Source organism: Arthrobacter sp. zg.Y820 (assembly GCF_030125555.1).
In the GTDB taxonomy this organism is placed as follows: domain Bacteria; phylum Actinomycetota; class Actinomycetes; order Actinomycetales; family Micrococcaceae; genus Arthrobacter_B.
On sequence record NZ_JASKLX010000006.1, the window covers coordinates 150,967 to 175,230 of the forward strand.

Here is a 24,264-nt window from a genome sequence, read left to right on the forward strand (position 1 = left end):
GCGGGTTACCGCGGGCGCTGCCCGGCGTGCTGCCGCGCCAGCTCGGAGAGCTTCGCCAGCTCCTCCAGGTCCTGCACCGACGGCGGCACCGGATCAAAGGAGCCGAACTTGCGGATCACGGCCTGCTGAATCAGGAAGTCGGCGATGGCCGGGTTCTTCGGCAGCAGCGAGCCGTGCAGGTAGCTGGCCACCACGTTGCGGTAACGGGCGCCCTCGTAGCTGTCCTTGGTGTTGTTGCCCTCGCCCTTGCGCACCTCGGCCAGCGGCTTCACGCCCGGGCCCAGGAACGTCTGGCCGCTGTGGTTTTCATAGCCGTGGATCTCGCCGAACTCCTCGCTGACCGAGAGCACATTGCCGATCAGCCGCTCGGTGCCGCCGTGCGTTTCCAGATCCAGCAGCCCGATGCCGGGAATCACGGTGCCGGTGTGCGTCTTGAAGAACCGGCCGAACAGCTGGTACAGCCCGCAGATCGCCAGCATCGGCACGTCGTCCTCGGCCATGGCCCGCAGCGTGGGGGCCAGTGCCTGCAGATCGTCCTGAATGACGACCTGCCCGCTGTCCTGTCCGCCGCCGCCGACCAGCAGGTCAACGCCCGCGGGGAACTCGTCGCCCACGTTGTACTCCAGGACGTTGGCCTTGTAGCCGTACCATTTCAGGCGCTGCTTCAGCACCAGGACGTTGCCCCAGTCGCCGTAAATGTTCATTTCCCGCGGATACAGCTGCAGGACATTGATGGTCCGGTCTTGCGCCGCTGACAGGTCCTCGCTCATGAGACCACCTCTACTGTCGTGATCTTGGAAAGTTCGCGCCGCACGGCCAGCATGGCCGTGTAGGTGCAGAAAATACGCATCGGGCGCTGGCCGGAAACCGTGATGAATTTCTTCAGGGCATCGGTGATGTCCGGGTCCATGTCCGCCACCGGCACGTCGTCGTACTTCAGCCGCAGTGCCATGTCGTAGGCGCGCACGCCGGTGACCATGTTCACACCGTTCTCGGCGAGCGTCTCGAAATCGACGTCCCACAGCCAGGACATGTCGCGGCCGTCGGCGTAGTTGTCATTGATCGCGATCATGGTCGAGTAGCCGTGGGCGGCAAAGGACTTCAGGCCGAGCCGGAAACCGCTGGGATTCTTCACCAGCACCAGTTCCAGCGGCTGCCCGTTGACCACCAGCGACTCGCCGCGGCCAAACGCCGGCTCCACATTGGACAGCGCGGTGAACAGGGCCTCGGAATTGGCCTGCGGTCCGGAAATCACGCGGGCCAGCGCCAGGGCGGCCGCTGCGTTGAAGATGTTGTAGACCCCGCGCAGCTTCAGGCCGGTGGTCACGACGGCGTCGTCCACGCGGAAGTCGGCATCGGTTTCGGCCACGCGCTCCAGGACGACGTCGGCGGGCAGCACGGCGGCCAGGGCCTCGGCCTTGGACCCGCGCATCTCGTCGTCATTCGGGAAGGTGCTGCGCAGCGATGCGTCGAGGCCAAAGTAGCGGACCTCCTGCTTGTCCAGCGACGCGGCAATGCCGGCGACGCGCGGATCCTCGCGGTTCAGGACCACGGTGCCGGTGGTGGCCTTCGCGATGGCCTCCAGCAGCCGGGTGGTTTTGTCGATCTCGCCGAAGCGGTCCAGCTGGTCGCGGAGAACGTTCAGCAGCAGCGAATAGCGGGGCTGGATCAGCTTCACGAAGTGCACGGCGTGCGCCTCGTCCAGCTCCAAGACGGCGACGTCGGCATCCAGGCGCCCGCGCCAGTCGACCTCGCCAAGCAGGGCCGCGGCGACACCGCGGGTGAAGTTGCTGCCGGTGCGGTTGGTGAACACCTTCAGGCCCTGGGATTCGAGAAGTTCGACAACCATCTTGGTGGTTGTGGTTTTGCCGTTGGTGCCGGAGACCACGGCGACACCCAGCGGAAGGTCGGCCAAGGTGCGGCGAATGAAATCGGGGTCGATTTTCTCCACCACCAGACCGGGCAGTGCGGAGCCGCCGCCGCGCAGTTTGGAGGCACTGCGGACCAGCTTGCCTGTCAGGACGGAGAAAGAACTCATGGTTTATGAATATATCGTAAGGAGCCCTTTCGGCCTTCACCGGCGCTAGGCTACGGCAGCGGGCGTCCATGCCGAGAGTGCACCTATGGCGGGTTCGCGCCCGGTCCCGGTCCCGAGAGTGCACCTATGGCGGGTTCCGGCGCGGCGGAGTCACCAGACCTGCGCACTGGAAGCAGGCCGAGGAAGCCATACCCGGCAGATCTGCACACTGGGAGCCCGGTTGCGGGAGCGCACCTATGGTGGGTTCCGCGAGATGGGGAAGCCCACGCGTGGATTTCGCTGCTTCCCTGCGACGGGCAGGAGCGCCGGCGGCGCGGCGCACCCATGCTGACGGCCGGCGCTGGGACACCCGGAACGCCCGCACCTTCCGACTTCGGGGCGGCGGTCATGCGCCTGTGAACGATTCAGTAGCTAGAATTGGGGCAGTGCGTTCGGGAATCCTGCCGGCCACCCTGTTTTCCACTTGTTTCCATTAGGAGGCAGCGGGGGAGAGACTGGGGGTCCACGAACTTTTTATCCAGTGATCAGAGGAGAAGCGTAGAGCATGTCGGGCCACTCTAAATGGGCAACCACTAAGCACAAAAAGGCAGTCGTTGACGCCAAGCGTGCGAAGTCCTTCGCCAAGCTGATCAAGAACATCGAAGTTGCGGCCCGCGCAGGCGGCGCCGACATGGCCGGCAACCCCGGCCTGGAACTCGCCGTTTCCAAGGCCAAGAAGACCTCTGTCCCCATCGACAACATCAACCGCGCCGTCAAGCGCGGTGCCGGTCTCCTGGGCGACGCCGTCGACTACCAGACCATCCTGTACGAGGGCTACGGCCCGCAGGGCACCGCCCTGCTCATCGAGTGCCTCACCGACAACAAGAACCGCGCCGCCTCCGAGGTGCGCCTGGCTGTCACCCGCAACGGCGGCAACATGGGCGACCCCGGGTCGGTGGCCTACATGTTCACCCGCAAGGGCGTTGTCACCCTGCCGAAGAAGGACCTCACCGAGGACGACCTCCTGATGGCAGTGCTCGACGCCGGCGCTGACGAGGTCAAGGAATCCGGCGAGAACTTCGAGATCATCTCGGAAGCTGCCGACCTGCGCGGCGTCGTCGCCGCCCTCGAGGAAGCCGGCATCGAGTACGACACCGACGAAGCCGAGTTCCTGCCCTCCATGCACGTGGAACTGGATGCCGACAACGCCCGGAAGTTCCTGAAGCTCGTGGACGCCGTCGAGGACCTGGACGACGTCCAGAACGTGTACTCCAACGCCGACATCCCCGCCGAGGTCTTCGCTCAGCTCGAAGACGACTGAGCGCCGGGTGAGCCTGCGCGTCCTCGGTGTTGATCCGGGCCTGACCCGGTGCGGCCTGGGCGTGGTCGACGTCGAACGCAACCGCCGTGCCACCCTGGTCGCGGTGGGAGTGGTCGGCACCGAGGCGGGAACTGCCCTGGACGCGCGGCTGCTGGTGATTGCCGAGGCCATTGACCTGTGGCTGGACACCCACAAGCCCGATGTCCTGGCCGTGGAGCGGGTGTTCAGCCAGCTCAACGTCAGCACCGTCATGGGCACCGCGCAGGCCTCCGGCGTCGTCATCGCGGCCGCGGCGCGGCGCGGCATTCCGGTGGCCCTGCACACGCCCACCGAGGTGAAAGCCGCGGTCACCGGGTCCGGCGGGGCGAACAAGGACGCGGTGGGCAAAATGGTCACCAAGATCCTGCGCCTCGACGCGCCGCCCAAACCCGCCGACGCCGCCGACGCCCTCGCGCTGGCCATCACGCACGCTTGGCGGCGCGGTGTTGCCGGACCGGGGCAGACGACGGCGGGATCGGCCTCCGGGGCGCGGGCGGCGGTGCGGCCGCCCACCGCCGGGCTGACGCCGGCCCAACGGCTCTGGGCTGAAGCCGAAGCCCGCGCCCGGCGCTGACCGGCTCTGTGTTGACCGGCTCTGTGTTGACCGGCCCCTGTGTTGACCGGCCCGGCGTGGCTGATACTCCTGCGGCAGCGCGCCGGAACCGGGGAATGCTGCCGGCACGCAGTAGGGTATTCGTAGATATGTTCTACACAGCCCCTGGAGTTTTGTCATGATCGCATCCCTGCGCGGGACCGTAACGCACGTTGGCCTGCACTCGGCAGTGATCGACGTTAATGGCCTCGGAATGCTGGTTCAGGCCACGCCGCAGACGCTGAGCTCCCTGCACGTGGGCCGTGAAGCGCTGGTGCAGACCGCCATGATTGTCCGCGAGGACTCCATGACGCTGTTCGGCTTCACCGACGCCGACCAGCGGGAAGTCTTCGAAACGCTGCTGAGCGTCAGCGGCGTCGGCCCGCGCATTGCGCTGGCCGTCCTGGCCGTCCACACCCCGGAAGCAATCCGCGTGGCCGCGTCCTCCGGTGATGACAAGGCCTTCAGCAAGGTTTCCGGCATCGGACCCAAGGGCGCCCGCCGGATCGTGCTGGAACTGGCCGACAAGCTGGTGCCGCTGGGCACTGCGGATGCTCCGGCAACAGCACGCTGGCAGGACCAGGTCCTGGCCGCCATGACCGGACTGGGCTGGACGGAGAAGGACGCCACAGCGGCCATCGACGCCGCCGTCGCCGAAGCGCCGGACGTCGCCGCCGCCGGCAACGTGGGCGAAATCCTGAAACTGACCCTCCGCCGCCTGGGCACCGACGGCGCCCGGGCCCGCGCACCGCGCCAGCAGGTGAGCTGAGGTGTCAGCCCTTCCCGGGGACGGGATCGTTGCCCCCACCGGTGACCCGGACGACAAGGCGATCGAGGCGGCCCTGCGGCCGAAGAACCTCGACGATTTCGTCGGCCAGAAACGCGTGCGCGAGCAGCTCTCCCTCGTCCTGGAAGCCTCCCGGCTGCGGGGCCGCAGCGCCGACCACGTGCTGCTGTCCGGGCCTCCCGGGCTGGGCAAGACCACCCTGTCGATGATCATCGCTGCCGAAATGAACGCGCCGCTGCGCATTTCGTCCGGCCCGGCCATCCAGCACGCCGGTGACCTGGCCGCCATCCTGTCCTCGCTCACCGAGGGGGAGGTGCTGTTCCTCGACGAGATCCACCGGATGTCGCGGCCGGCCGAGGAAATGCTCTACATGGCCATGGAAGATTTCCGGGTGGACATCATCGTGGGCAAGGGCGCCGGCGCCACGGCCATTCCGCTGGACCTGCCGCCGTTTACCCTGGTGGGCGCCACCACGCGGGCCGGCCTGCTGCCCGGTCCGCTGCGGGACCGTTTCGGCTTCACCGGACACCTTGAGTTCTACTCCACGACGGAGCTGGAGCTGGTGCTGCGCCGCTCGGCAATGCTGATGGACATGAAGGTCAATTCCGCCGGGTTCGCTGAAGTTGCCGGCCGCTCCCGGGGGACGCCGCGCATCGCCAACCGGCTGCTGCGCCGGGTGCGGGACTGGGCGCTGGTGCACGGCGTGGACCAGATCGACGCGCGGACTGCCGGCGCCGCCCTGGACATGTATGAGGTGGACGCCCGCGGCTTGGACCGGCTCGACCGCTCAGTGCTGCGGGCGCTCATCACGAAGTTCAACGGGGGACCGGTGGGCCTGTCCACCCTGGCCATCGCCGTCGGCGAGGAACCGGAAACCGTGGAGACCGTTGCGGAGCCGTACCTGGTGCGCGAAGGCCTGTTGGGCCGGACCCCGCGCGGCCGGGTTGCCACCCGCGCCGCCTGGGAACATTTGGGCCTCCAGATGCCCGACAACGTTGCCGCCGGGCTGCCCGAGAACATGTTCTCGGGACCGGGAACCAACACCTCTCAGGAGTCGGACGCCGGGTAGCCTCCCGGCCGGCTTGAGTCCCGGGGACCCGGCGAGCCAAAATGATCGGGGAGAATACCGGAAAAGTACAGCGTGTGCCGCAACTTATGCGCTCCCGTACACGTTTACCTTTAGACTGGTCATTCATTGGCCGGGCTGCGTGCCCGGCTGCGAGAACAACTCGACGGCAGTGCCGACGCCGGTGCCGGCCGTTCCAGTGACATCTGCACACTCTTCTCCAACAGAAACGGAACCACTCTGTGTTCTTAAACATCATGGCCCAAACCAATCCGGAACAGACCACCGGCTTCTCGTTCTCCAGCCTGCTGCTGCCGGTCCTGCTGGCAGTGTTCATCTTCATGATGTTCCGCAAGCAGAAGAAGACGCAGAAGACGGTCCAGGAGCAGCGGACCCAGATGGTTCCCGGAACCGAAGTCATGACCCAGTTCGGGCTGTTCGGAACCATCGTGTCGATCAACGCGGAAGAGAACAAGGCAGTTCTGGAGCTTTCCCCCGGAAACACGGCCACCGTCCACATGCAGGCGCTGACCAAGGTAGTCACCAGCGAGCCCGCAGCTGACGAGAGCCCGGTTGTCCCGGACGACGCTTCGTCGATCACTGCCGCTGACCGCACCGACGCCGCACCCGCCGGCGAAACGGTCCGCCGCGATGAGTCTGCGGCCCACGCCGATGAGACTCCCGAGGAAACACTTGATCGGCTGAACCGCGAAAACAAGAAAGAGAACTAGACTTCCCACGGGCCTGCGGGGGAAGAGTCTCCGCAGGCTGGCCGGGGTCAACAACGCCTCCGGTGTCTCACCCCTATAAGGACTATCCCCTATGCCTCGTACCGGCCCCGGCTCGGCCGCGAAAAAGACGCTCCTCTGGTTGGGCGTCATTTTTGCTGCCATGGCCCTTTTGCTCGGCGGTGGTTCCATGTGGAGCAACGCCAGTTGGACCCCCAAACTTGCCCTCGACCTTGAGGGCGGCACCGAAATGATCCTCGCGCCCCAGGTGCAGGGCGGATCCGAGATCACCCAGGAACAGCTGGACCAGGCCGTGGAGATCATCCGCCAGCGGGTGGACGGCAGTGGTGTTTCCGAAGCCGAGATCACCACGCAGTCCAACCGCAACGTCGTGGTTTCGCTGCCCGGCGTTCCGTCCGCTGAAACCCGTGAGCTGATCCAGGCTTCCGCCCAGATGGAGTTCCGGCCGGTTCTGGCCATCGCCGCCGGCGGGCCGGTTGAAACGCCGCTGCCCGAAGAGCAGCTTCCGAAGCCCGCCGCTGAGCCGGCGAACGCCTCGGACGACAACTGGATCACGCCGGAGCTGTACCGCGAATTTGAGAGCACCAACTGCCTGGATCCGGCCACGCTGGAGGCATCCACTGAAGTGGCTCCGGCCGACCAGCCGCTGATCACCTGCGAACCGGGAACCGGCGCCAAGTACATCCTCGGTCCGGTGGAAGTTCCGGGCTCCAACATCGCAGATGCCACCTTCGGCATGTCCCAGAGCGGCCAGGGCGCCTCGATCAACGAGTGGGGCGTGAACATCGAGTTCAACGGCGAGGGCACCGACACCTTCCGTGCCGTCACCGAACGGCTCTTTGCCTTCCAGCAGGGCGATCCGCACAACCAGTTCGCCATCGTGCTGGACGGCCAGGTCATCTCGGCTCCCACGGTGCAGGGCGTCATTACTGACGGCAAGCCCCGCATCACCGGCAACTTCACGCAGGAATCCGCGCAGGCTCTGTCCGAGCAGCTGAAGTACGGCGCGCTGCCGATCAGCTTCGACATCCAGAGCGAACAGCAGGTTTCGGCAACCCTCGGCGCCGACCAGCTCAAGATGGGCCTCATCGCCGGCCTCATCGGCCTGGCCCTGGTGGCCGTCTACTCGCTGTTCCAGTACCGCGCCCTGGGTTTTGTCACCATCGTCTCGCTGGTGGTGGCCGGCGTCCTGACCTACCTCGCCATCTGCCTGCTGGGCTGGTCGCAGAACTACCGGCTGTCCCTGGCCGGCGTGGCCGGCCTGATCGTGGCCATCGGCCAGACGGCCGACTCCTTCATCGTCTACTTCGAACGCATCCGTGATGAACTGCGCGACGGGCGCGGGCTGGTCGCCGCCGTGGACAACGGCTGGAAACGGGCCAAGCGCACCGTCCTGGCCTCCAAGGCAGTCAACGTGCTCGCCGCCGTCGTGCTGTACTTCGTGGCTGTCGGCAACGTCCGCGGATTCGCCTTCACCCTTGGCCTGACGGCCATCGCCGACCTCATTGTCGTGTTCATGTTCACGCATCCCACGATGGTGCTGCTGGCGAAGACCAAGTTCTTCGGCGAGGGCCACAAGTGGTCCGGGCTGGACACGACCCGCCTGGGTGCCGTTCCGCTGTACCGCGGCGCCGGACGGATCCGCGAACCGGGCACGGTTCCGGTCCGCACCAAGAACAAGGCTGCCAGCAAGGAAGCCGAGCGCCGCATGACCATCGCCGAACGCCGGCAGGCCGAGAAACAGGAATCACTGGCCGGATCCGGCCCCAGCACAGAAAAGGAGGGCTAGGAATGAGCAAGCTCCCCAGCTTTGCCACCTTCGGCAACGAGCTTTACACCGGCAAGCGTTCCTACCCGTTTGTGCCCAAGGCCAAGCTCTGGTTCCTGATCGCAGCCGTCGCCGTTGTCCTCTCGATCCTGATTCCGGTGGTGAAGGGCGGCTTCAACCTCGGCATTGACTTCCGCGGCGGATCCGAATTCACCGTCTCCGGGGCCGCGAACACCGAAATTGCCACCGGCGAAGAGGCTGTTGGCGATATTGCCAGCGAGGCACGCATCATCAACATCGCCCCGGGCACCATGCGCGTGCAGACCGAGCAGCTCACCGACGACCAGACGCTGGAGGTCAAGGACAACCTGGCCGAGGCCTACGGCGTGGAGGATGACCAGGTCACCTCGACGTTCATCGGCCCGCGCTGGGGCGAGGACGTCAGCCGGCAGGCACTGATCGGCCTGGTGGTTTTCGTCGCCCTGGCTGCCGTGCTGATGGGGCTGTACTTCAAGACCTGGAAGATGTCCGTCGCCGCCATCACCGCACTGCTGGTGGTCATGGTGACCACGGCGGGCCTGTACTCCCTCAGCGGTTTCGAGGTGACGCCGTCGGCCATCATCGGGTTCCTAACGGTGCTCAGCTATTCGCTGTACGACACAGTGGTGGTCTTTGACAAGGTTCGGGAAAACACCAAAAACCTGGACAAGAGCACCAAGCGCACCTTCATGGAACAGGTGAACCTCGCGGTGAACCAAACCCTGGTCCGGTCCATCAACACGTCGGTGGTGGCGGTTCTGCCCGTGGCCTCGGTGCTGTTCATCGGCGCGTTCCTGCTAGGTGCCGGCACGCTGAAGGACCTGTCCCTCGCGCTGTTTATCGGCATCATCCTGGGCACTGTAGCAACCGTCTTCATTGCCGCTCCGATGTATGCCTGGCTGCGCCGCAACGAGCCGGAGATTGTCCGGCAGGCCAAACGCGTGAAAGAACGCCGCGCGCAGGAAGCCAAGGAAGCCGCTGCCGCAGCACCCGCGGGTGCCTCGGCAGTGACCGCCGGCAGCTGACCGCATTCTCCGTTCCGCACACCGGTTCCGTACCCCCATTTTCGCGGCGGGGTGCGGAACCGGTGGTTTAACCGGTGACCGGCACGGGCATAGACTTGTGCCGAAGACTAGTTTGCCGGACGTCGCCGTGACGTGGGGGAACGGGAGCGCTTAGGGTGGAAAAGGTCGAACACGTCACAGAAGGGGCAGCAGTGGGCGAGAGCGCGACACCAGCCGACAAGGCTGGCGCAGGAAGGGCCCCGGGAACACCTGCCGCGGCAGGATCCGGAGCCCCGGTTCCGGCTGCGCCCCGGCAGCCCCGCGCGCCGGAACCGGCGCGGGCACCTAAGACAGCGCCGGCGTCCAAGCCCGGCACTGCTGCCGACGGACAGCCGGTTGCCGGCAAGCCGGCTGCCGTTTCCGGGTCCGCGGACAAGGCTTCAGCCGCCCGGACCGCCCCCGTGCCCGCGCGCCGCACGTCAACGCGTGCCCGGCTGGCCCGGCTGGCCGGCCGCAGCAGTCCGGGGTATTCGCCCATGCTCGAGCCGCTGCTCCGCACGGTCCGGGTCAACAATCCCAAAGAGGACCTGGATCTGATCCAACGGGCCTATCTGGTGGCCGAACGCAGCCATGAGGGGCAGAAGCGCAAGAGCGGCGATCCCTACATCACCCACCCGGTGGCGGTGGCGACCATCCTCGCCGAGCTGGGCATGACCGGCACCACCCTGGCCGCGGCCCTGCTGCACGACACGGTGGAAGACACCAGCTACACCCTGGACGAGCTGCGCCGCGACTTCGGCCCCGAAGTGGCCATGCTCGTGGACGGCGTCACCAAGCTGGACAAGGTGACGTTCGGTGACGCCGCGCAGTCCGAAACGGTGCGCAAGATGGTTGTGGCCATGGCCAAGGACATCCGGGTCCTGGTCATCAAACTTGCTGACCGCCTGCACAACGCCCGCACCTGGCGGTTTGTCTCGCAGGAATCCTCGGCCCGCAAGGCGCGCGAGACCCTGGAAATTTTCGCACCGCTGGCCCACCGCCTCGGCATGAACACCATCAAGTGGGAGCTCGAGGACCTCTCCTTCGCCGCCCTGCATCCGAAGGTGTACGACGAGATTGTGCGCATGGTCGGGGACCGCACCCCGGAACGCGAGAAGTACCTCTCCACCGTCCGCACCCAGATCGCCGATGACCTGCACGCGGTAAAGATCAAGGCCACCATCACCGGCCGGCCCAAGCACTATTACTCGATCTACCAAAAGATGATCGTTCGGGGCAAAGACTTCGACGACATCCATGACCTGATGGGTGTGCGCGTCCTCGTTGACTCGGTGCGCGACTGTTACGCGACCCTTGGCGCCCTGCATGCGCGGTGGAACCCCCTGCCGGGGCGTTTCAAGGACTACATCGCCATGCCGAAGTTCAACATGTACCAGTCGCTGCACACCACGGTGATCGGTCCCGGCGGAAAGCCGGTGGAAATCCAGATCCGCACGCACGACATGCACCGCCGCGCCGAGTACGGTGTTGCCGCGCACTGGAAGTACAAGGACGGCTCCAAGACGCCGGCCGGTTCCGAAAACAATGACATGGGCTGGCTCCGGTCGCTGGTCGACTGGCAGCAGGAAACCTCGGACCCGGACGAGTTCCTGGATTCGCTGCGCTTCGAGATCAACGCCCGCGAAGTGTTTGTCTTCACCCCCAAGGGCGAGGTGATGGCCCTGCCCGCCGGCTCCACACCGGTGGACTTCGCCTATGCCGTTCACACTGAGGTGGGACACCGGACCATCGGAGCCCGCGTCAACGGAAAGCTGGTGCCGCTGAACAGCGAGCTCGAGCACGGTGACTGGGTGGAAATCTTCACGTCCAAGGCGGAAGGCGCCGGACCCAGCCAGGACTGGCAGGGCTTCGTCAAGAGCCCCAGGGCCCGGAACAAGATCCGGCAGTGGTTCACCAAGGAACGCCGGGAAGAGGCCATCGACAAGGGCAAGGACCTGCTCACGCGCGGCATGCGCAAGCAGAACCTGCCGCTGCAGCGGCTGATGACCCACGACGCCCTGGTCACGGTGGCACAGGAACTGCACCACCAGGACATCTCCGCTCTCTACGCGGCGGTCGGCGACGGGCACACCTCGGCGCAGAACGTCATCGAACACCTGGTCTCGCTCATGGGCGGGCATCAGGGCGCCGAAGAGGACCTCGCGGAAACCCCGGTCTCAACGGCCGCCCGCCGGCCCAAGTTCTCCGACTCCGGCGTGACGGTGCGCGGTGTTGGCGACGTCTGGGTGAAGCTGGCCCGCTGCTGCACGCCGGTGCCGCCGGACCCGATCATTGGCTTTGTCACCCGCGGTTCAGGCGTCTCGGTGCACCGCAGCGACTGCCGCAACGTGTCCGAACTTCGGGACCAGCCGGACCGCATTGTTCCGGTGGACTGGGCTCCCACGCAGTCCTCGGTCTTCCTGGTGGAAATCCAGGTGGAAGCCCTGGACCGCAAGAGCCTGTTGTCGGACGTCACCCGGGTGCTCTCCGAAAACCACGTGAACATTCTCTCGGCCAGCGTGAACACCTCCAGTGACAGGGTGGCCATGTCCAAGTTTGTGTTCGAGATGGGCGACCCCAAGTATCTCGACCACATCCTGAGTGCGGTCCGGAAGATCGACGGCGTGTTCGACGTCTACCGCACGACCGGGTCTCAGCGCCGCGTCTGATCCGGCGGCGGTGCCAACCGGGGCTCCGGCACCTGGTCCGACGCCGCCAGCGCGATGGCGGCATCCAGGCGGTGCAGTGCCGTTGACTTGCCCGGCAGCCGGGCAACGGACTCCAGCGCGCTGCGGACGCGGCCGAGCGGACAGCGGAGCACGGGGTCCGCAGCGATGGCCAGCAGGGCGCTGACTGACTGATCCCGGGGGCCGTGGCGGGCAAGGTCCATGGCGGTGCGCAGGGGAGTGGTCACCATGATGCCCGCGATGTCCATGCCGTCCTCAGGACCGAGCCGCACCTCATGCAGGACGGCGATGCTGAAGGGCGCCAGCGCCGTGGTGCGGCGGCCGTGGTCAATCAGCAGCTGCAGCCGCTGCGGCTGCGGCGCGCAGCCGTACACCCAGGCGGCGGTGAGGCGTCCCAGCATGATTCGTGCCCGCAGCCGTTCGGACAGGCAGTTGGCCGCCGCGACGGCTCGGCACACCGGGTCGGGCTCCAGGTCCCAGCGGACGTAGGTGTCAGCGTAGACCCGCTTCAGCAGACCGTCCTTTTCCATGGCCTGCAGCTCAACACTGGAAAAATCACCTCCGGCTGAAAACAATGCACCGCCGGTGGAGGTGACGGCCGGCAACACACCGGGGTAGGGGAAGAGCGTTGCCGGCATGCACCAACCCTTGCCGACGCCGGCTCAAAACAAAAGGCCCTGCCGCCCGTTGTGGAAAACGGACGGCAGGGCCTTGAGGTTGGGTGCTAGGAGAAGTCCTCGGCTGACTTCTGCAGCATGGCCAGCCACTGCTGGCGGGCTTCGAGGGCTTCCCGGGCGTCAGCGATCTTCTTCGCGTTGCCGGCCTTCTCGGCTTTCGCCAGGTCTTCCTCGAGGGACGCGATCGTGGCTTCGAGCTGGCTCAGGGCACTGTTGGTGCGCGCCTTGGTTTCCGGATTGCTCTTCTGCCAGTGCTCATCCTCGGCGGCCTTGACGGCTTCCTCAATCTTGCGGATTCCGGCTTCCATCCGCCCCATGTCGGCACGCGGAACCTTGCCGGCCGCCTCCCAGCGGTCGCGGATGGAGTTCAGTGCCTTGCGGGCAGCGGTGAGGTCGCGGACCGGAAGGATGCCCTGGGCTTCCTTGAGCAGTTCCTCCTTGACCGTCAGGTTCGCAGCGAATTCTTCATCGATGACCTCGTTGGCTGCCTGGCGGGCGGCAAAGAACGTGTCCTGGGCGGCGCGGAAGCGCGCCCACAGGGCATCGTCATCCTTGCGGCTGGCGCGCTTGGAGGCTTTCCACTCATCCATCAGCTGGCGGTATTCGGCAGCCGTATTGCCCCAGTCGGTGGAGGTGGCCAGCTCTTCGGCACGGACAATCAGCGCTTCCTTGGCCCGCTTGGCAGCAGTGTTTTCGCTGTCCAGCTGGGAGAAGTAGGCACGGCGGTGGCGGTCAAAGACGGTGCGGGCGGAACGGAACCGCTTCCACAGGCTGTCTTCGTTGCTGCGGCCCAGGCGCGGGCCGTTTTTCTGCGCCGCCTTCCAGGACTCGAACAATTCGTTCATCCGGTTGCTGCTGGTCTTCCACTGAATCGTGGCGGGATCCTTGGCGGCAATTTCCTCGGCCTCGGCCACGATCGCTTCGCGGGCGGCAAGCTCACGGGCCTTGACGGCTTCGGCCTCGGCCCGTTCTGCGGCTTCGGCCTCCTTGATGCTCGTCCGCAGGGTCTCGATCTGCGCGTCGAGGGCCAGCACGTCGCCGACCATCTTGCGCTCGGCAACCTGCTCACCGAGGTGCTTCAGCGTCTTGAGCATGTCGGTGGTGGGAGCCTTGGCCTGCACGCGGGCCTCCAGCAGCGCAAGCTGGCTGGCGACGTCGTCGTACTTGCGCACGAAGTAGGCGAGGGCCTCGTCGCGGCTGGCATCGGGATACTGGCCCACCGGGAACTCTTCGCCGTTCACAATCAGGAAAACGTGGCCGTCTTCCTCGACCCGGGCGAAGCGGGCCGCTTCCTCAAGGGACGTCGAGCGCACCGGTGGTGCCGCAACTATCGGCTTGGGAGCGGCGGCCGGACCGCCCTCCGCAGCTGCGGCAGGCGCCGGGTGCCGGGCGGCGAAGGCTGCCGGACTGGGCGCTGCGGGCCGTTGCGTGTCGGAAGCCTCCGGGACGGGCCTGGAAACTGTTTCGTCGGATTTCTGACTGTCTGTCACCGCTAAAAGTCTTTCACTCGAGGTTTGGCAGTGTGCGAGCCCGCGCTGCCATTTACTTCAGGGTAAACGAGTCTATCGTCACCGGGGTTTTCGGCTGGCCGTCCGAGGTTTCCGCGCCGTTTTCCACAGCTCCCTGTGCGGCGACCGATTCCAGAACATCCAGCCCTGAGGTTAGCTTACCCATGATCGTGTAGCCGCCCGTATCCTGCGGAATAATCGAGTCCTTGTACACCAGGAAGAACTGCGTGCCGTGGCTGTCCGTGGTACCCGCGCGGGCCACTGCGATGGACCCGGCCGGATACACGCCGTCGGCCGGCGCGTTCTCCACCGGCCCCCACTGGTAGTTGGGGTCGCCGGCGCCGTCCCCGTTGAGCGAACCGCACTGGAGCACTCCCATGGTTTCGGCCGTGGTCAGGCGGTGGCAGGTCTTGCCGGCGAAGAACCCCGACTCAGCCAGGGACGCAAAGACGGCCACGGCCTGCGGGGCGGCGGCGCCGTCGAGTTCGACATCGAGGTTCCCGGCGCTGGTGGCCAGGGTTCCGGAAAAGACCCGGCCCTCGGCGGTCGACTTGTCCGGGATGCCCGCGGCGCTTTCGGTCGGCTCAGGCGTGGGCTCGGCAGTTGCGGCGGCTGCCTGCTGCTCGATGAGCCGGGTTTCCTCCGGCGTCGGATTGGACGAGAACCACGCAACCTGCAGGGCCACGGCAAGAGCGAGGACCAGCGCGCCGGCCGCACCGGCGAAGAGGTTGTCCCGGGTGCGGCGCCTGCCGTGGCTTTGCTGCAGGTTGCGTCTGGCCTGCATCCTGGCGATGCGCCGGCGGGTTTCGCGGTCTTGGCGGGTGGCGGCCACGGATTCTCCTGACGGAACGGTGAAACATCGGCGGCCGTGCCGGCGGCGCCGGCCCGGCGGTGGCAGTCGGTCCGGTTCGCCTTGGTGCGCGCGGAAGACCTAAAATGAGTGCCGCACTTAGTTTAGGCACGCCGGCAGGCGATTTCCCTGCAGCAGGCCGCCCCAAATCCGTAGAAGGAGCTCGCCCGCATGGCACGCAAGGCCTCACTGTCCGGTTTCCCCGAATGGCTGCCGCAGGAGCGCCTTGTCGAACTCCACGTCCTGGACGTCCTGCGGCGCACCTTTGAACTGCACGGCTTCACCAATATCGAGACGCGTGCGGTGGAAACCGTGGGCCAGCTGCTGCGCAAGGGTGAGATCGACAAGGAAGTTTATGCACTGAGTCGGCTGCAGGCCGAAGAAGGCGAGGCCGCCGGCAAGCAGGACCCGAACCAGCTGGCGCTGCACTTCGACCTCACCGTGCCCTTTGCCCGGTATGTGGTGGAGAACGCCGGACACCTGGCCTTTCCGTTCCGCCGGTACCAGATCCAGAAGGTTTGGCGCGGAGAGCGTCCGCAGGAGGGCCGCGCCCGCGAATTCACGCAGGCGGACATCGACGTCGTCGGCGACGGCGACCTGCCGTTCCGGTACGACGTCGAGCTGGCGCTGGTGATTGCCGAAGCCCTCGGCGCCCTGCCCATCCCGGACTTCAAGATCCGGGTGAACAACCGCAAGCTGGCCGAGGGCTTCTACCGGGGGATCGGCCTGCAGGACACCGCCGGTGTGCTGCGCAGCATCGACAAGCTGGAGAAGATCGGTGCCGCGCGGGTCTCCGAGCTGCTGCAGGAGGAACTGGGTGCCAGCGCCGAACAGGCCGCCGCCGCCCTGAAGCTGGCCTCCATCCGCACCGAGGACATGTCGTTCGTGGAGCAGGTCCGTGCGCTGGGTGTCTCCAACGACCTGCTCGAAGAGGGCCTGGACGAGCTGTCCCAGGTCATCGCCGAAGCCGTCAAGAGGGCTCCGGGCCGCGTGGTGGCGGACCTGAGCATCGCCCGGGGCCTGGACTACTACACGGGCACCGTGTATGAAACGGTGCTGGTCGGCCATGAAGCCCTGGGCTCCATCTGCTCCGGCGGCCGCTACGATTCGCTGGCGGCCAAGGGCAGCCGGACCTTCCCCGGCGTCGGCCTGTCGATCGGGGTGACGCGCCTGGTCATGCGCATCCTGAGCCAGAACTTCGCCGAAGCGAACCGCAGCGTGCCCACCGCCGTCCTGGTGACCCTGGCGGATGATGATTCCTGGTCAGCCGCTCAGGACATCGCCGCTGACCTGCGGGGCCGCGGGATTTCGGTAGAGGTGGCCGCGAAAGCGGAAAAGTTCGGCAAGCAGATCAAATATGCCGACCGCCGCGGCATCCCGTTTGTCTGGTTCACCCGTGAGGACGGCACCCACGAGGTCAAGGACATCCGTTCCGGGGACCAGGTGCCGGCCGATCCGCAGACCTGGACGCCGCCTGCCGAGGACCTTTCCGCGCAGGTCACCCGGGTCCCGTCCGCCTGAGGCCAGCAGCTGGCGACCGCCGGCCTGATCTGTTTTAGGGTTGCACCATGTCGCTTTCCCCCTCCGCCGCCCCGCTGCCCTGCGCCGAACTCCACCTGCACATCGAAGGCACGCTTGAACCCGAGCTGATTTTCGAGCTGGCCGAGCGCAACGGCATCCGGTTGCCCTATGCCGATCTCGCCGAGCTGCGGAGCCGGTATGAGTTCACCGACCTGCAGTCCTTTTTGGACCTCTACTACGCCAACATGGAGGTGCTGCGGACCGAGGCCGATTTTGCCGACATGACCCGTTCCTATCTGCGCCGGGCCGCGGCCGCCGGGGTGCGCCATGTGGAGATGATGGTTGATCCGCAGGCGCACCTGCTCCGCGGGGTTCCGCTGGAAACCTGCATCAACGGTGTCGCCGGAGTGCTGGCCGGAAGCATGGAGGAGTTCGGTGTCTCATCGGGACTGATCGCCGCGTTCCTGCGGGACCATCCGGCTGCCGAAGCCGAAGGCGTCCTGCGCCGGCTGCTTGCCCTGGACGCTCCCATTTTGGGAATCGGCCTGGACTCGGCCGAACTGGGCAACCCGCCCGAGGGCTTCATCGAGCTCTACCGGATGGCCCGGGACGCCGGCCTGAAATGTGTGGCCCACGCCGGGGAAGAAGGGCCGTCGCACTATATTGACCAGGCCCTGGACCTTCTTCTGGTGGACCGGATCGACCACGGGATCCGCTGCCTGGACGATTCCGACCTGGTGGACCGCCTGGTGCGGGAACGGATTCCCCTGACCATCTGCCCGCTGTCCAACGTCCGGCTGCGGTCGGTCGACACCCTGGCCGACCATCCGCTGCCGCAGATGCTGGCCCGCGGGCTCAATGTCTCGGTGAATTCTGATGATCCGGCGTATTTCGGCGGCTACGTTGACGACAATTTCCGCCTGCTGGAGCACACCTTCAACCTTTCCACGGACCAGCTCCAGGAACTGGCGGTCAACTCGGTGGAAGCGTCATTCGCCCCGCCGGCCCGCCAGGTGGAACTGCTGGACCTGATCCGAGCCTGGCGGAGGGCGCGGGACTCGGCTGACGCCTAGGGTGCCGCGGCGCGGGGGATCGTCAGCCGCACCACCAGTCCGAACCCCAGCACGATCAGCATCAGCAGGATCACCAGCGGCGGCAGGCTCAGCGCCGTGACCAGGGCGCCGGCCAAACCCACCAGGTTCACGGCCCGCGGGGTGTACCAGCGCCGCTGCTCCAGGGCATAACCGCACATGTTCGTGATCGCGGCGTGCAGCAGCAGGGCGAAACAGGCCAGGCCCAGCAGCGTCGTCAGGCTCGCCGTGAGCACCAGGAGCACGACGACGGCGCCGGCCACCGCGGCAGCGGGCCAGGGGACGTGACGGGAGCGTCCCGTGTGTCCGAACGGGCGGGGGAGGTCGCCGTCGTCGGCCATTGCCGCTGCGGTGCGTGCGCTTCCCTCAATCAGCACCCACGCTCCTGAGAGGCTGGCGGCACCCGCGGCAATGGCCACCGCGCCGGTGCCGATGCCCAGCCCCACCGCGGCCACCGGGTCGCGCAGCGGCGTGAGTGCGGCTGCCAGGGCCTCCGGCCCGGAGAACCAGGCGAGCAGCGACTGCCCCACCAGGATGTACAGGCCCAGAGCCACCAGGACCATGGCCGGAAGGACGCGGGGAACGATGCGGTCCGGCTCCCGGACACGGAAGCCCATGGCAGCCATCCGGGCATAGCCGGCGAAGGCAAAGTACGCGAAGCCCGCGCCCTGCAGCAGCCCGGCAGTCGACGTCGCCTCCTCCAGCACCCCGGGGTCCGGGGCCTGTCCGCCGGCCTCGTTGAAGGCGACCACGACGCCGAAGCCCAGCACGCCCAGGACGAAGGCCAGCACGAAACGGATGATCCAGGTGCCGCGGTCCAGGCCGAAAAGATTCAGGGCGGTCGCCGCGACAGCTGCTCCGGCGGCGGCCGGCCGGGCGTACTCGGGCAGCACATACAGGCCAAAGGTCAGCGCCAGCACCGCCGCCGACGGAACCAATGCGCACACCAGCGTCCAGCCGGTGAAAAACCCCATCTGCGGACCCATCAGGACCCGCGCCGCCGAACGCGCCGTGCCGCCTTCATTGCGGTGCCCGGCGTTGCGCAGTCCGGCGCTGAGCAGGAACGTTGAGGCCGCCGAGCAGTAGGCCACCAGGGCGGCCAGGGCCAGCGACGCGGAAAGGGCGAAGCCGGCGGCATCCGCAACTGGTGGCAGAACAACGAAAATACCGCCGCCCACCATGCAGCCGATTCCCACGGTCGTGGCGTCGAAGCCACCCAACGGCTGTTTGTCTGCGGAGCTTCCGGACACGTGCCCCTCCGATCGGTCGGGCCCGGGACATGCCTCGACCGCAGAACGGCTGCGCGGCAGTGCCTTTGGCTGGGAAAGGATGTGAACACCGGTAAACTCATGAAGAGACCTTGTATTCACAATGAGCGGGAACAGTGTTTTCCGCAAGCAATCTTGAAAGGACTGCTGTGCTGCGCACTCATGCCCTTGGTTCCCTGAGGGCCGAGCATATTGGACAGACCGTCACTCTCGCTGGCTGGGTGGCCCGACGGCGGGACCACGGCGGGGTTGCCTTCCTTGACCTCCGCGATGCCTCCGGTGTAGCCCAGGTAGTGGTTCGTGAAGAGGACGTCTTCCACAGCCTGCGCAACGAATACGTCCTGCAGATCACCGGCACTGTGCAGAAGCGGCCGGAGGGCAACGAGAACCCGTCGCTGGCCACCGGTGAAGTGGAAGTCATGGCGGACAAGGTGGTTGTGCTGAACACCTCAGACCCGCTGCCGTTCCAGATCGACGAGCACGTTGAAGTTGGCGAGGAAGCACGCCTGAAGCACCGCTACCTCGATCTGCGCCGCCCGGCTCCTGCCCGCAACATGCGCCTGCGTTCCGAGGCAAACCGGATCGCCCGCAACCTGCTGCACGACGAGGGCTTCGTTGAAATCGAAACCCCCACGCTGACCCGCTCCACCCCTGAGGGTGCCCGCGACTTCGTGGTGCCGGCACGCCTGGCTCCGGGTTCCTGGTACGCGCTGCCGCAGTCCCCGCAGCTGTTCAAGCAGCTGCTGCAGGTGGGCGGATTCGAAAAGTACTACCAGATTGCCCGCTGCTACCGCGATGAGGACTTCCGCGCGGACCGCCAGCCGGAATTCACGCAGCTGGACATTGAAGCCAGCTTCGTCGAGGAAGACGACATCATCGCGCTCGGCGAATCCGTGGTGAAGGCGCTGTGGAAGCTGATTGACGTCGAGATCCCCACCCCGATCCAGCGCATGACCTACGCCGACGCCATGGCGCGCTTCGGTTCGGACAAGCCGGACCTGCGCTTCGGCCTGGAGCTGACCGAGCTGACCGACTTCTTCAAGGACACCACGTTCCGTGTCTTCCAGGCTCCCTACGTGGGCGCCGTCGTCATGCCCGGCGGTGCCTCGCAGCCCCGCCGCACCCTGGACGCCTGGCAGGAATGGGCCAAGCAGCGCGGCGCGAAGGGCCTGGCCTACGTGCTGGTCCAGGAGGACGGAACCCTGACCGGTCCCGTCGCCAAGAACCTCACCGACTTCGAGCGCGAAAACCTCGCGGAGAAGGTCGGCGCCAAGCCCGGCGACTGCATCTTCTTCGGAGCCGGCGACAAGAGCACCTCGCGTGCCCTGCTCGGCGCCGCCCGCGTGGAGATCGGCCACCGCACCGGACTGATCGATCCCAACGAGTGGGCCTTCGTCTGGATCGTTGACGCTCCCATGTTCGAGCCGGCATCGGCCGCAGTCGCCGCCGGTGACGTGGCGGTGGGCGGCGGCGCCTGGACGGCCGTGCACCACGCGTTCACGTCCCCCAAGCCCGAGTTCATGGACACCTTCGACACGGATCCGGAATCGGCCCTGGCCTACGCCTACGACATTGTCTGCAACGGCAACGAAATCGGCGGCGGCTCGATCCGTATCCACCAGCGCGACGTGCAGGAGCGCGTCTTCCAGGTCATGGGCCTTTCGCAGGAGGACGCGCAGGAGAAGTTCGGCTTCCTGCTCGAGGGCTTCAAGTACGGCGCTCCGCCCCACGGCGGCATTGCCTTCGGCTGGGACCGTGTGGTTGCCCTGCTGGCCGGCACCGAGTCCATCCGCGACGTCATTGCCTTCCCGAAGTCCGGCGGCGGCTACGACCCGCTGACCGCGGCACCGGCTCCGATCACTGCTCAGCAGCGCAAGGAAGCCGGCGTGGACTTCAAGCCTGAGGCCAAGAAGCCCGAAGCCAAGAAGGACGACGCCTAAGGTCTTCCGACCAAGAGTCCAGTGACATGAGAAGTGCCCGGCCGCTGTTGCGGCCGGGCACTTTCTTGTTCTGCCGGCTTGTGTGTCCTGTACGGCTCCTGGTTCCGTTCGGGGAAGCCGGAACTAGCAGTGGCTGAAAGCGGTATTGCTGGACGTGCTCAGGGTGCTTCCGCTGGCATCCTGCACCCAGATGCACGGCGAGTTGTAATGTCCCCGCTGCCAGTCAAGCTGATACCCCATGGCGCCCATCTCGAGCCAGCCCTGGGCCTGATCGGCAGGAACCTGCCAGGAGTATCCCTGCTGTGTGGTGGTGGTGGATGACGCGCTGACGGCGATACCCAAGGTGGCTGAAGCCTTGGCGAAAACAGCGCCGGCCTCGGCCGTAGTGGAACCGTTGACCTCAATGCTGGTGCTCGACTGCTGGCCTACCTCGAAGGACAGCGTCCCGCCCGCGGCTCCGTAAACACGCTGATTCGGATTGGACACGTAGGTTTCATAGGCCTGAACCTGGTATTCAGCCGATGCATCCGCGGTTTCGCTGCCCGCGGTGCACACCGCGGGACTGACCGCCGCGGGGGCAGCTCCGAAGCCGGCCCCGTTTGTTGCGCCTGCCCCTCATCCGCGGAAGCCATCGGTGCTGCTGCCGCCGAGATGAAAGCCGCGGTCGAGGACAATCAGGGTTTTCGGAATAATTTTCATCGTTCAATCTCCAGACAGGTCATTGATCCAAATGATTATTCAGGTTCGGTAATGTTGTAGACCACAAGCCAGTACTCAGCGGAATTCACATCGTTTACGGTCACGGTCGACGGAATGCTCTCTGCGGTCACCGGATATTCGTAGGATGCCAGGTTCGGGCTATTGCAGCGGTCCCCGCCGGTTGACGTTACGGGCTTACCTTCAGCATCCAGGAACTGGACTTTATAGGCCTCCGCCTCGTTGCAGGTGAGGAAGGTCTTGAAAGTTGTTCCTGGCTCCATGTCGGGCAACTCAAAGGTGCTGGGCCCGGTCGAGGATTCCTCAAGCAGGATGCTTCCGTTCTCCGGTCGAAGCTGGGGTTCCGTTTGAAAATAGGTCTCGATGCTGACCGGGTCTTCCGCTCGAAAAAGCTCCGCTTTGTCGGGATCACCGCTTGCGGGTGTGTTCGTCCCGGCCTCCGGCGCCGAATTTCCCGGAGCCGGTGAGGGGGAGTCGCTGCCGGCGGCAACGCCGGGCTGGTCCAGGGAGCTGCATCCTGCGAGCACCAGGGCCAGTGCCATTGCGGGTAGGACCGCTGCCCGTGGAATCGAAAAACCCGCATGCGTCCCAGCGGGTCGGACGGTGTCTGAAGGATCGCGGACATTGCGCGGTCTCATCATTTCGGCTACTTCCTTTCGAAGTAATCCGAAAGACGTTAGTCGCTTTCATTCGCGAGGTAAAGGTTTGGTAAACGAAAAATATATATTGATTTGCATGTACTCGTATTTCCTGCCTCATATCCTTTAGCCGCGGACCATAATCAGGCCAGTCCACGCACGGGTTTGAAGAATGCTCTGCGTCGTATAAGACGCCGTCCGGATCAATACAAGTAGTTCTCCCGCGGCGATTGACTTCCGGTGAAGGCAGCCGCCTGCCCTCCGGCCGACTGGCACCTCACGAGCGCGACGGCGAGCGACCCGTTTGCCGAAGAATGACTCGCATCGAAGCGGCTTGGAGCTCCTTGCTCGGATGCTTTGGTGGTGTGTGGGGGAGAGCCATTGGGGCGCTGGCGAGGCTGTTGTCCAAGTCATCGCTTTGGTTGTCCCGTTGGGGGAGCGGCTTACGGGCATTAGGGACGAGGTGCATCCTCATGATGTGTCTCTGTGACCTGCTCCACGGGCACCGTCAAGACCGTGCGATGCCGCAGAAGCCCCATCGCGGCGTCTTCGCTTGAGCACCCGGTAAAGCGGCGGGGCAGCCTAGCGGCTGTGGTCGGCGGGGTCGGTTTCGTCCGAGGACAGCGACTCCAGGCGCCGGAGGTCTTCGGGGTGCAGCCCCGGCTGGTCTCGGACAGATTCCAGAAGCAACCGCATTTGCCGCTGTAGGGCCGGCCCATGTTCCGGGCAGCCCTGTTCCTGAACGTGGGCGGTGAGCATCCGCAGGACCCGCAGCATGGCCCCGGCCACCTCGGGCTGGTCCAGGCATTTCTGGCGGAGCTGGTCAAAGGCGTGGTCGATGTATTCGTTATGGTCAAGGTTCCACGGCTGCACCAGGACCCGCCCGGCGTCATCGGTCAGTGCCTGAGGCGCAAGCGGCGCAGTCAGGACCACCCGCAGCAGGCTTCCCAGCCTGAGCAGAACCTCCACGGCCGTGGTGGGGTCATTGACGGCCTGGCTCAGGGCTCGAAGGCCAATGTCCACGAGCTGCCGAACAGAGAAGTCGACGTCCTGGAGCATGGTCCGAGCATCGGTGACATCAACGGACCGGGCAAGGTGTTCCCGGCTGCGTTCCGACGGCGCCGGCCACACGGTCAGCAACGGCTCGCCGGCATGGATGTAAGCGCCCACCCGGGTCTCCACCCGGATCCTGGTCCCGGCCGGAACTGCCCTGAGCAACCCGCCGGGCGATAGCTGGCTCACCCATCCGCTGACCGGGCAGGGGATGACAGCGGCGTCTTCCGGGACAGGGAAATCTTCAGGGTCCGCGGGACGCAGTCCGGCGGGCGCACGGTCCAGGGATGCAACGACGGATTGGCCTTCGGCGGCAATGACCCGCGCCAGGTTGCCGACCTGCAGCCCCCTGGCCAGATGATCCAGATGCACGATGATGCCTGCCACGGTCACCACCGTCAGAACAACCGCCACCGTCAGGGAAATGCGCGGTGCGGGGTCGGTGGGCTCCCCGCTGAGGGTCGGCAGGATCAGGATGCAGTAAAAGAACGTGCCCACCAGAAGCCCGATAACCCCTTGGCTCAACCGGTCACGGATGAACGAGCGCATCACACGCGGGGAAAACTGGTCGCTGGCCAGCTGCAGACTGACCACGGTCAGCGAGAAAACGACGCCTACGGTGGTGATCATGGCACCGGCCACGGTGGCCAGCAGCCAGGTCGCGGCGTTGCTGCTCATCGCCAGCGTCAACGGCAGACCGGTGTCATGGCCGAGGGCTCTGTCCAGGGCAGCGGCGCTAAGTGCCAGCGCGATTCCGGCCAGCATAACCAAGGCCGGAAAGAGGAACAGGCTTTCCTTGAAACGGTAGCGTGCGGCGGCAATGTTCATGCCCGCTGCGGTTCTCTGATGGGCAACCACCGGGTGGGCTCCTTATCTGCCGCGCAGCAGGTCAG

20 protein-coding genes are annotated in these 24,264 nt (G+C 66.0%); 11 read left to right on the forward strand and 9 right to left on the reverse strand.

Features of this window, described 5'->3' with window-relative positions:
* Window positions 1-5 precede the first annotated feature (5 nt).
* A complete protein-coding gene (locus tag QNN99_RS05940; RefSeq protein ID WP_229965493.1) occupies window positions 6-770 on the reverse strand; it encodes a type 1 glutamine amidotransferase in 765 nt (254 codons plus the stop codon).
* Window positions 767-2,038, reverse strand: coding sequence for a Mur ligase family protein (locus QNN99_RS05945; RefSeq protein ID WP_229965495.1), 1,272 nt, complete (start codon window positions 2,036-2,038; stop codon window positions 767-769). Before QNN99_RS05945 ends, QNN99_RS05940 begins: the two co-directional genes overlap by 4 nt.
* Window positions 2,039-2,582: 544 nt before the next feature.
* On the opposite strand from QNN99_RS05945, the gene QNN99_RS05950 reads away from it, so the two are divergent.
* From QNN99_RS05950 to QNN99_RS05985, 8 genes are all read left to right on the forward strand, one after another.
* A complete protein-coding gene (locus tag QNN99_RS05950; RefSeq protein ID WP_229965496.1) occupies window positions 2,583-3,338 on the forward strand; it encodes a YebC/PmpR family DNA-binding transcriptional regulator in 756 nt (251 codons plus the stop codon).
* A gap of 7 nt (window positions 3,339-3,345) precedes the next feature.
* Window positions 3,346-3,951, forward strand: coding sequence for a crossover junction endodeoxyribonuclease RuvC (gene ruvC / locus QNN99_RS05955; RefSeq protein WP_229965498.1), 606 nt, complete (start codon window positions 3,346-3,348; stop codon window positions 3,949-3,951).
* A gap of 157 nt (window positions 3,952-4,108) precedes the next feature.
* Complete coding sequence (gene ruvA, locus QNN99_RS05960) at window positions 4,109-4,738, forward strand: Holliday junction branch migration protein RuvA (RefSeq protein ID WP_229965500.1); 630 nt, start codon at window positions 4,109-4,111, stop codon at window positions 4,736-4,738.
* 25 nt (window positions 4,739-4,763) lie between these two features.
* Complete coding sequence (ruvB, locus tag QNN99_RS05965; RefSeq protein WP_229965777.1) at window positions 4,764-5,825, forward strand: Holliday junction branch migration DNA helicase RuvB; 1,062 nt, start codon at window positions 4,764-4,766, stop codon at window positions 5,823-5,825.
* Window positions 5,826-6,064: 239 nt separating this feature from the next.
* On the forward strand, window positions 6,065-6,553 hold the full coding sequence (yajC, locus tag QNN99_RS05970; protein WP_442860484.1) for a preprotein translocase subunit YajC: 489 nt from the start codon (window positions 6,065-6,067) through the stop codon (window positions 6,551-6,553).
* Between the two features lie 91 nt (window positions 6,554-6,644).
* Window positions 6,645-8,360: a protein translocase subunit SecD gene (gene secD / locus QNN99_RS05975; RefSeq protein WP_229965501.1), complete on the forward strand. Its 1,716-nt coding sequence runs from the start codon at window positions 6,645-6,647 to the stop codon at window positions 8,358-8,360.
* 2 nt (window positions 8,361-8,362) lie between these two features.
* Entirely contained in the window at window positions 8,363-9,403 is a 1,041-nt protein-coding gene (gene secF, locus QNN99_RS05980; protein ID WP_229965503.1) for a protein translocase subunit SecF, read from the forward strand.
* 191 nt (window positions 9,404-9,594) lie between these two features.
* Window positions 9,595-12,090, forward strand: a complete 2,496-nt coding sequence (locus QNN99_RS05985; RefSeq protein WP_442860485.1) for a RelA/SpoT family protein — start codon at window positions 9,595-9,597, stop codon at window positions 12,088-12,090.
* Here QNN99_RS05985 and QNN99_RS05990 read toward each other — a convergent pair.
* From QNN99_RS05990 to QNN99_RS06000, 3 genes are all read right to left on the reverse strand, one after another.
* Window positions 12,075-12,746 carry a type IV toxin-antitoxin system AbiEi family antitoxin gene (locus QNN99_RS05990; protein WP_229965504.1) on the reverse strand — a complete coding sequence of 224 codons (672 nt, stop codon included), beginning with the start codon at window positions 12,744-12,746 and terminating at the stop codon, window positions 12,075-12,077. The two genes, QNN99_RS05985 and QNN99_RS05990, sit on opposite strands and share 16 nt — an antisense overlap.
* An 86-nt stretch (window positions 12,747-12,832) precedes the next feature.
* Window positions 12,833-14,275, reverse strand: a complete 1,443-nt coding sequence (locus QNN99_RS05995; protein WP_229965505.1) for a DUF349 domain-containing protein — start codon at window positions 14,273-14,275, stop codon at window positions 12,833-12,835.
* Between the two features lie 52 nt (window positions 14,276-14,327).
* Window positions 14,328-15,125 carry a peptidylprolyl isomerase gene (locus QNN99_RS06000; RefSeq protein ID WP_229965506.1) on the reverse strand — a complete coding sequence of 266 codons (798 nt, stop codon included), beginning with the start codon at window positions 15,123-15,125 and terminating at the stop codon, window positions 14,328-14,330.
* Between the two features lie 189 nt (window positions 15,126-15,314).
* Here QNN99_RS06000 and hisS point away from each other — a divergent pair, with 189 nt between their 5' ends.
* Together hisS and QNN99_RS06010 are read left to right on the forward strand one after the other, a co-directional pair.
* Window positions 15,315-16,664 (forward strand): histidine--tRNA ligase, encoded by a 1,350-nt coding sequence (gene hisS, locus QNN99_RS06005; protein ID WP_229965508.1) that lies wholly within the window; start codon window positions 15,315-15,317, stop codon window positions 16,662-16,664.
* 47 nt (window positions 16,665-16,711) lie between these two features.
* Window positions 16,712-17,737 (forward strand): adenosine deaminase, encoded by a 1,026-nt coding sequence (locus QNN99_RS06010; RefSeq protein WP_229965509.1) that lies wholly within the window; start codon window positions 16,712-16,714, stop codon window positions 17,735-17,737.
* Here the strand turns inward: QNN99_RS06010 and QNN99_RS06015 are convergent.
* Window positions 17,734-19,005, reverse strand: coding sequence for an APC family permease (locus tag QNN99_RS06015; protein WP_229965510.1), 1,272 nt, complete (start codon window positions 19,003-19,005; stop codon window positions 17,734-17,736). The genes QNN99_RS06010 and QNN99_RS06015 overlap by 4 nt on opposite strands.
* A gap of 167 nt (window positions 19,006-19,172) precedes the next feature.
* On the opposite strand from QNN99_RS06015, the gene aspS reads away from it, so the two are divergent.
* Window positions 19,173-20,963 carry an aspartate--tRNA ligase gene (gene aspS, locus QNN99_RS06020; protein ID WP_229965512.1) on the forward strand — a complete coding sequence of 597 codons (1,791 nt, stop codon included), beginning with the start codon at window positions 19,173-19,175 and terminating at the stop codon, window positions 20,961-20,963.
* Between the two features lie 123 nt (window positions 20,964-21,086).
* On the opposite strand, the gene QNN99_RS06025 is transcribed toward aspS, so the two are convergent.
* From QNN99_RS06025 to QNN99_RS06035, 3 genes are all read right to left on the reverse strand, one after another.
* Window positions 21,087-21,449, reverse strand: coding sequence for a hypothetical protein (locus QNN99_RS06025; protein ID WP_229965513.1), 363 nt, complete (start codon window positions 21,447-21,449; stop codon window positions 21,087-21,089).
* 248 nt (window positions 21,450-21,697) lie between these two features.
* On the reverse strand, window positions 21,698-22,222 hold the full coding sequence (locus QNN99_RS06030) for a hypothetical protein (protein ID WP_229965514.1): 525 nt from the start codon (window positions 22,220-22,222) through the stop codon (window positions 21,698-21,700).
* Window positions 22,223-22,900: 678 nt separating this feature from the next.
* On the reverse strand, window positions 22,901-24,229 hold the full coding sequence (locus QNN99_RS06035) for a DUF2254 domain-containing protein (protein WP_229965516.1): 1,329 nt from the start codon (window positions 24,227-24,229) through the stop codon (window positions 22,901-22,903).
* Between the last annotated feature and the right edge of the window lie 35 nt (window positions 24,230-24,264).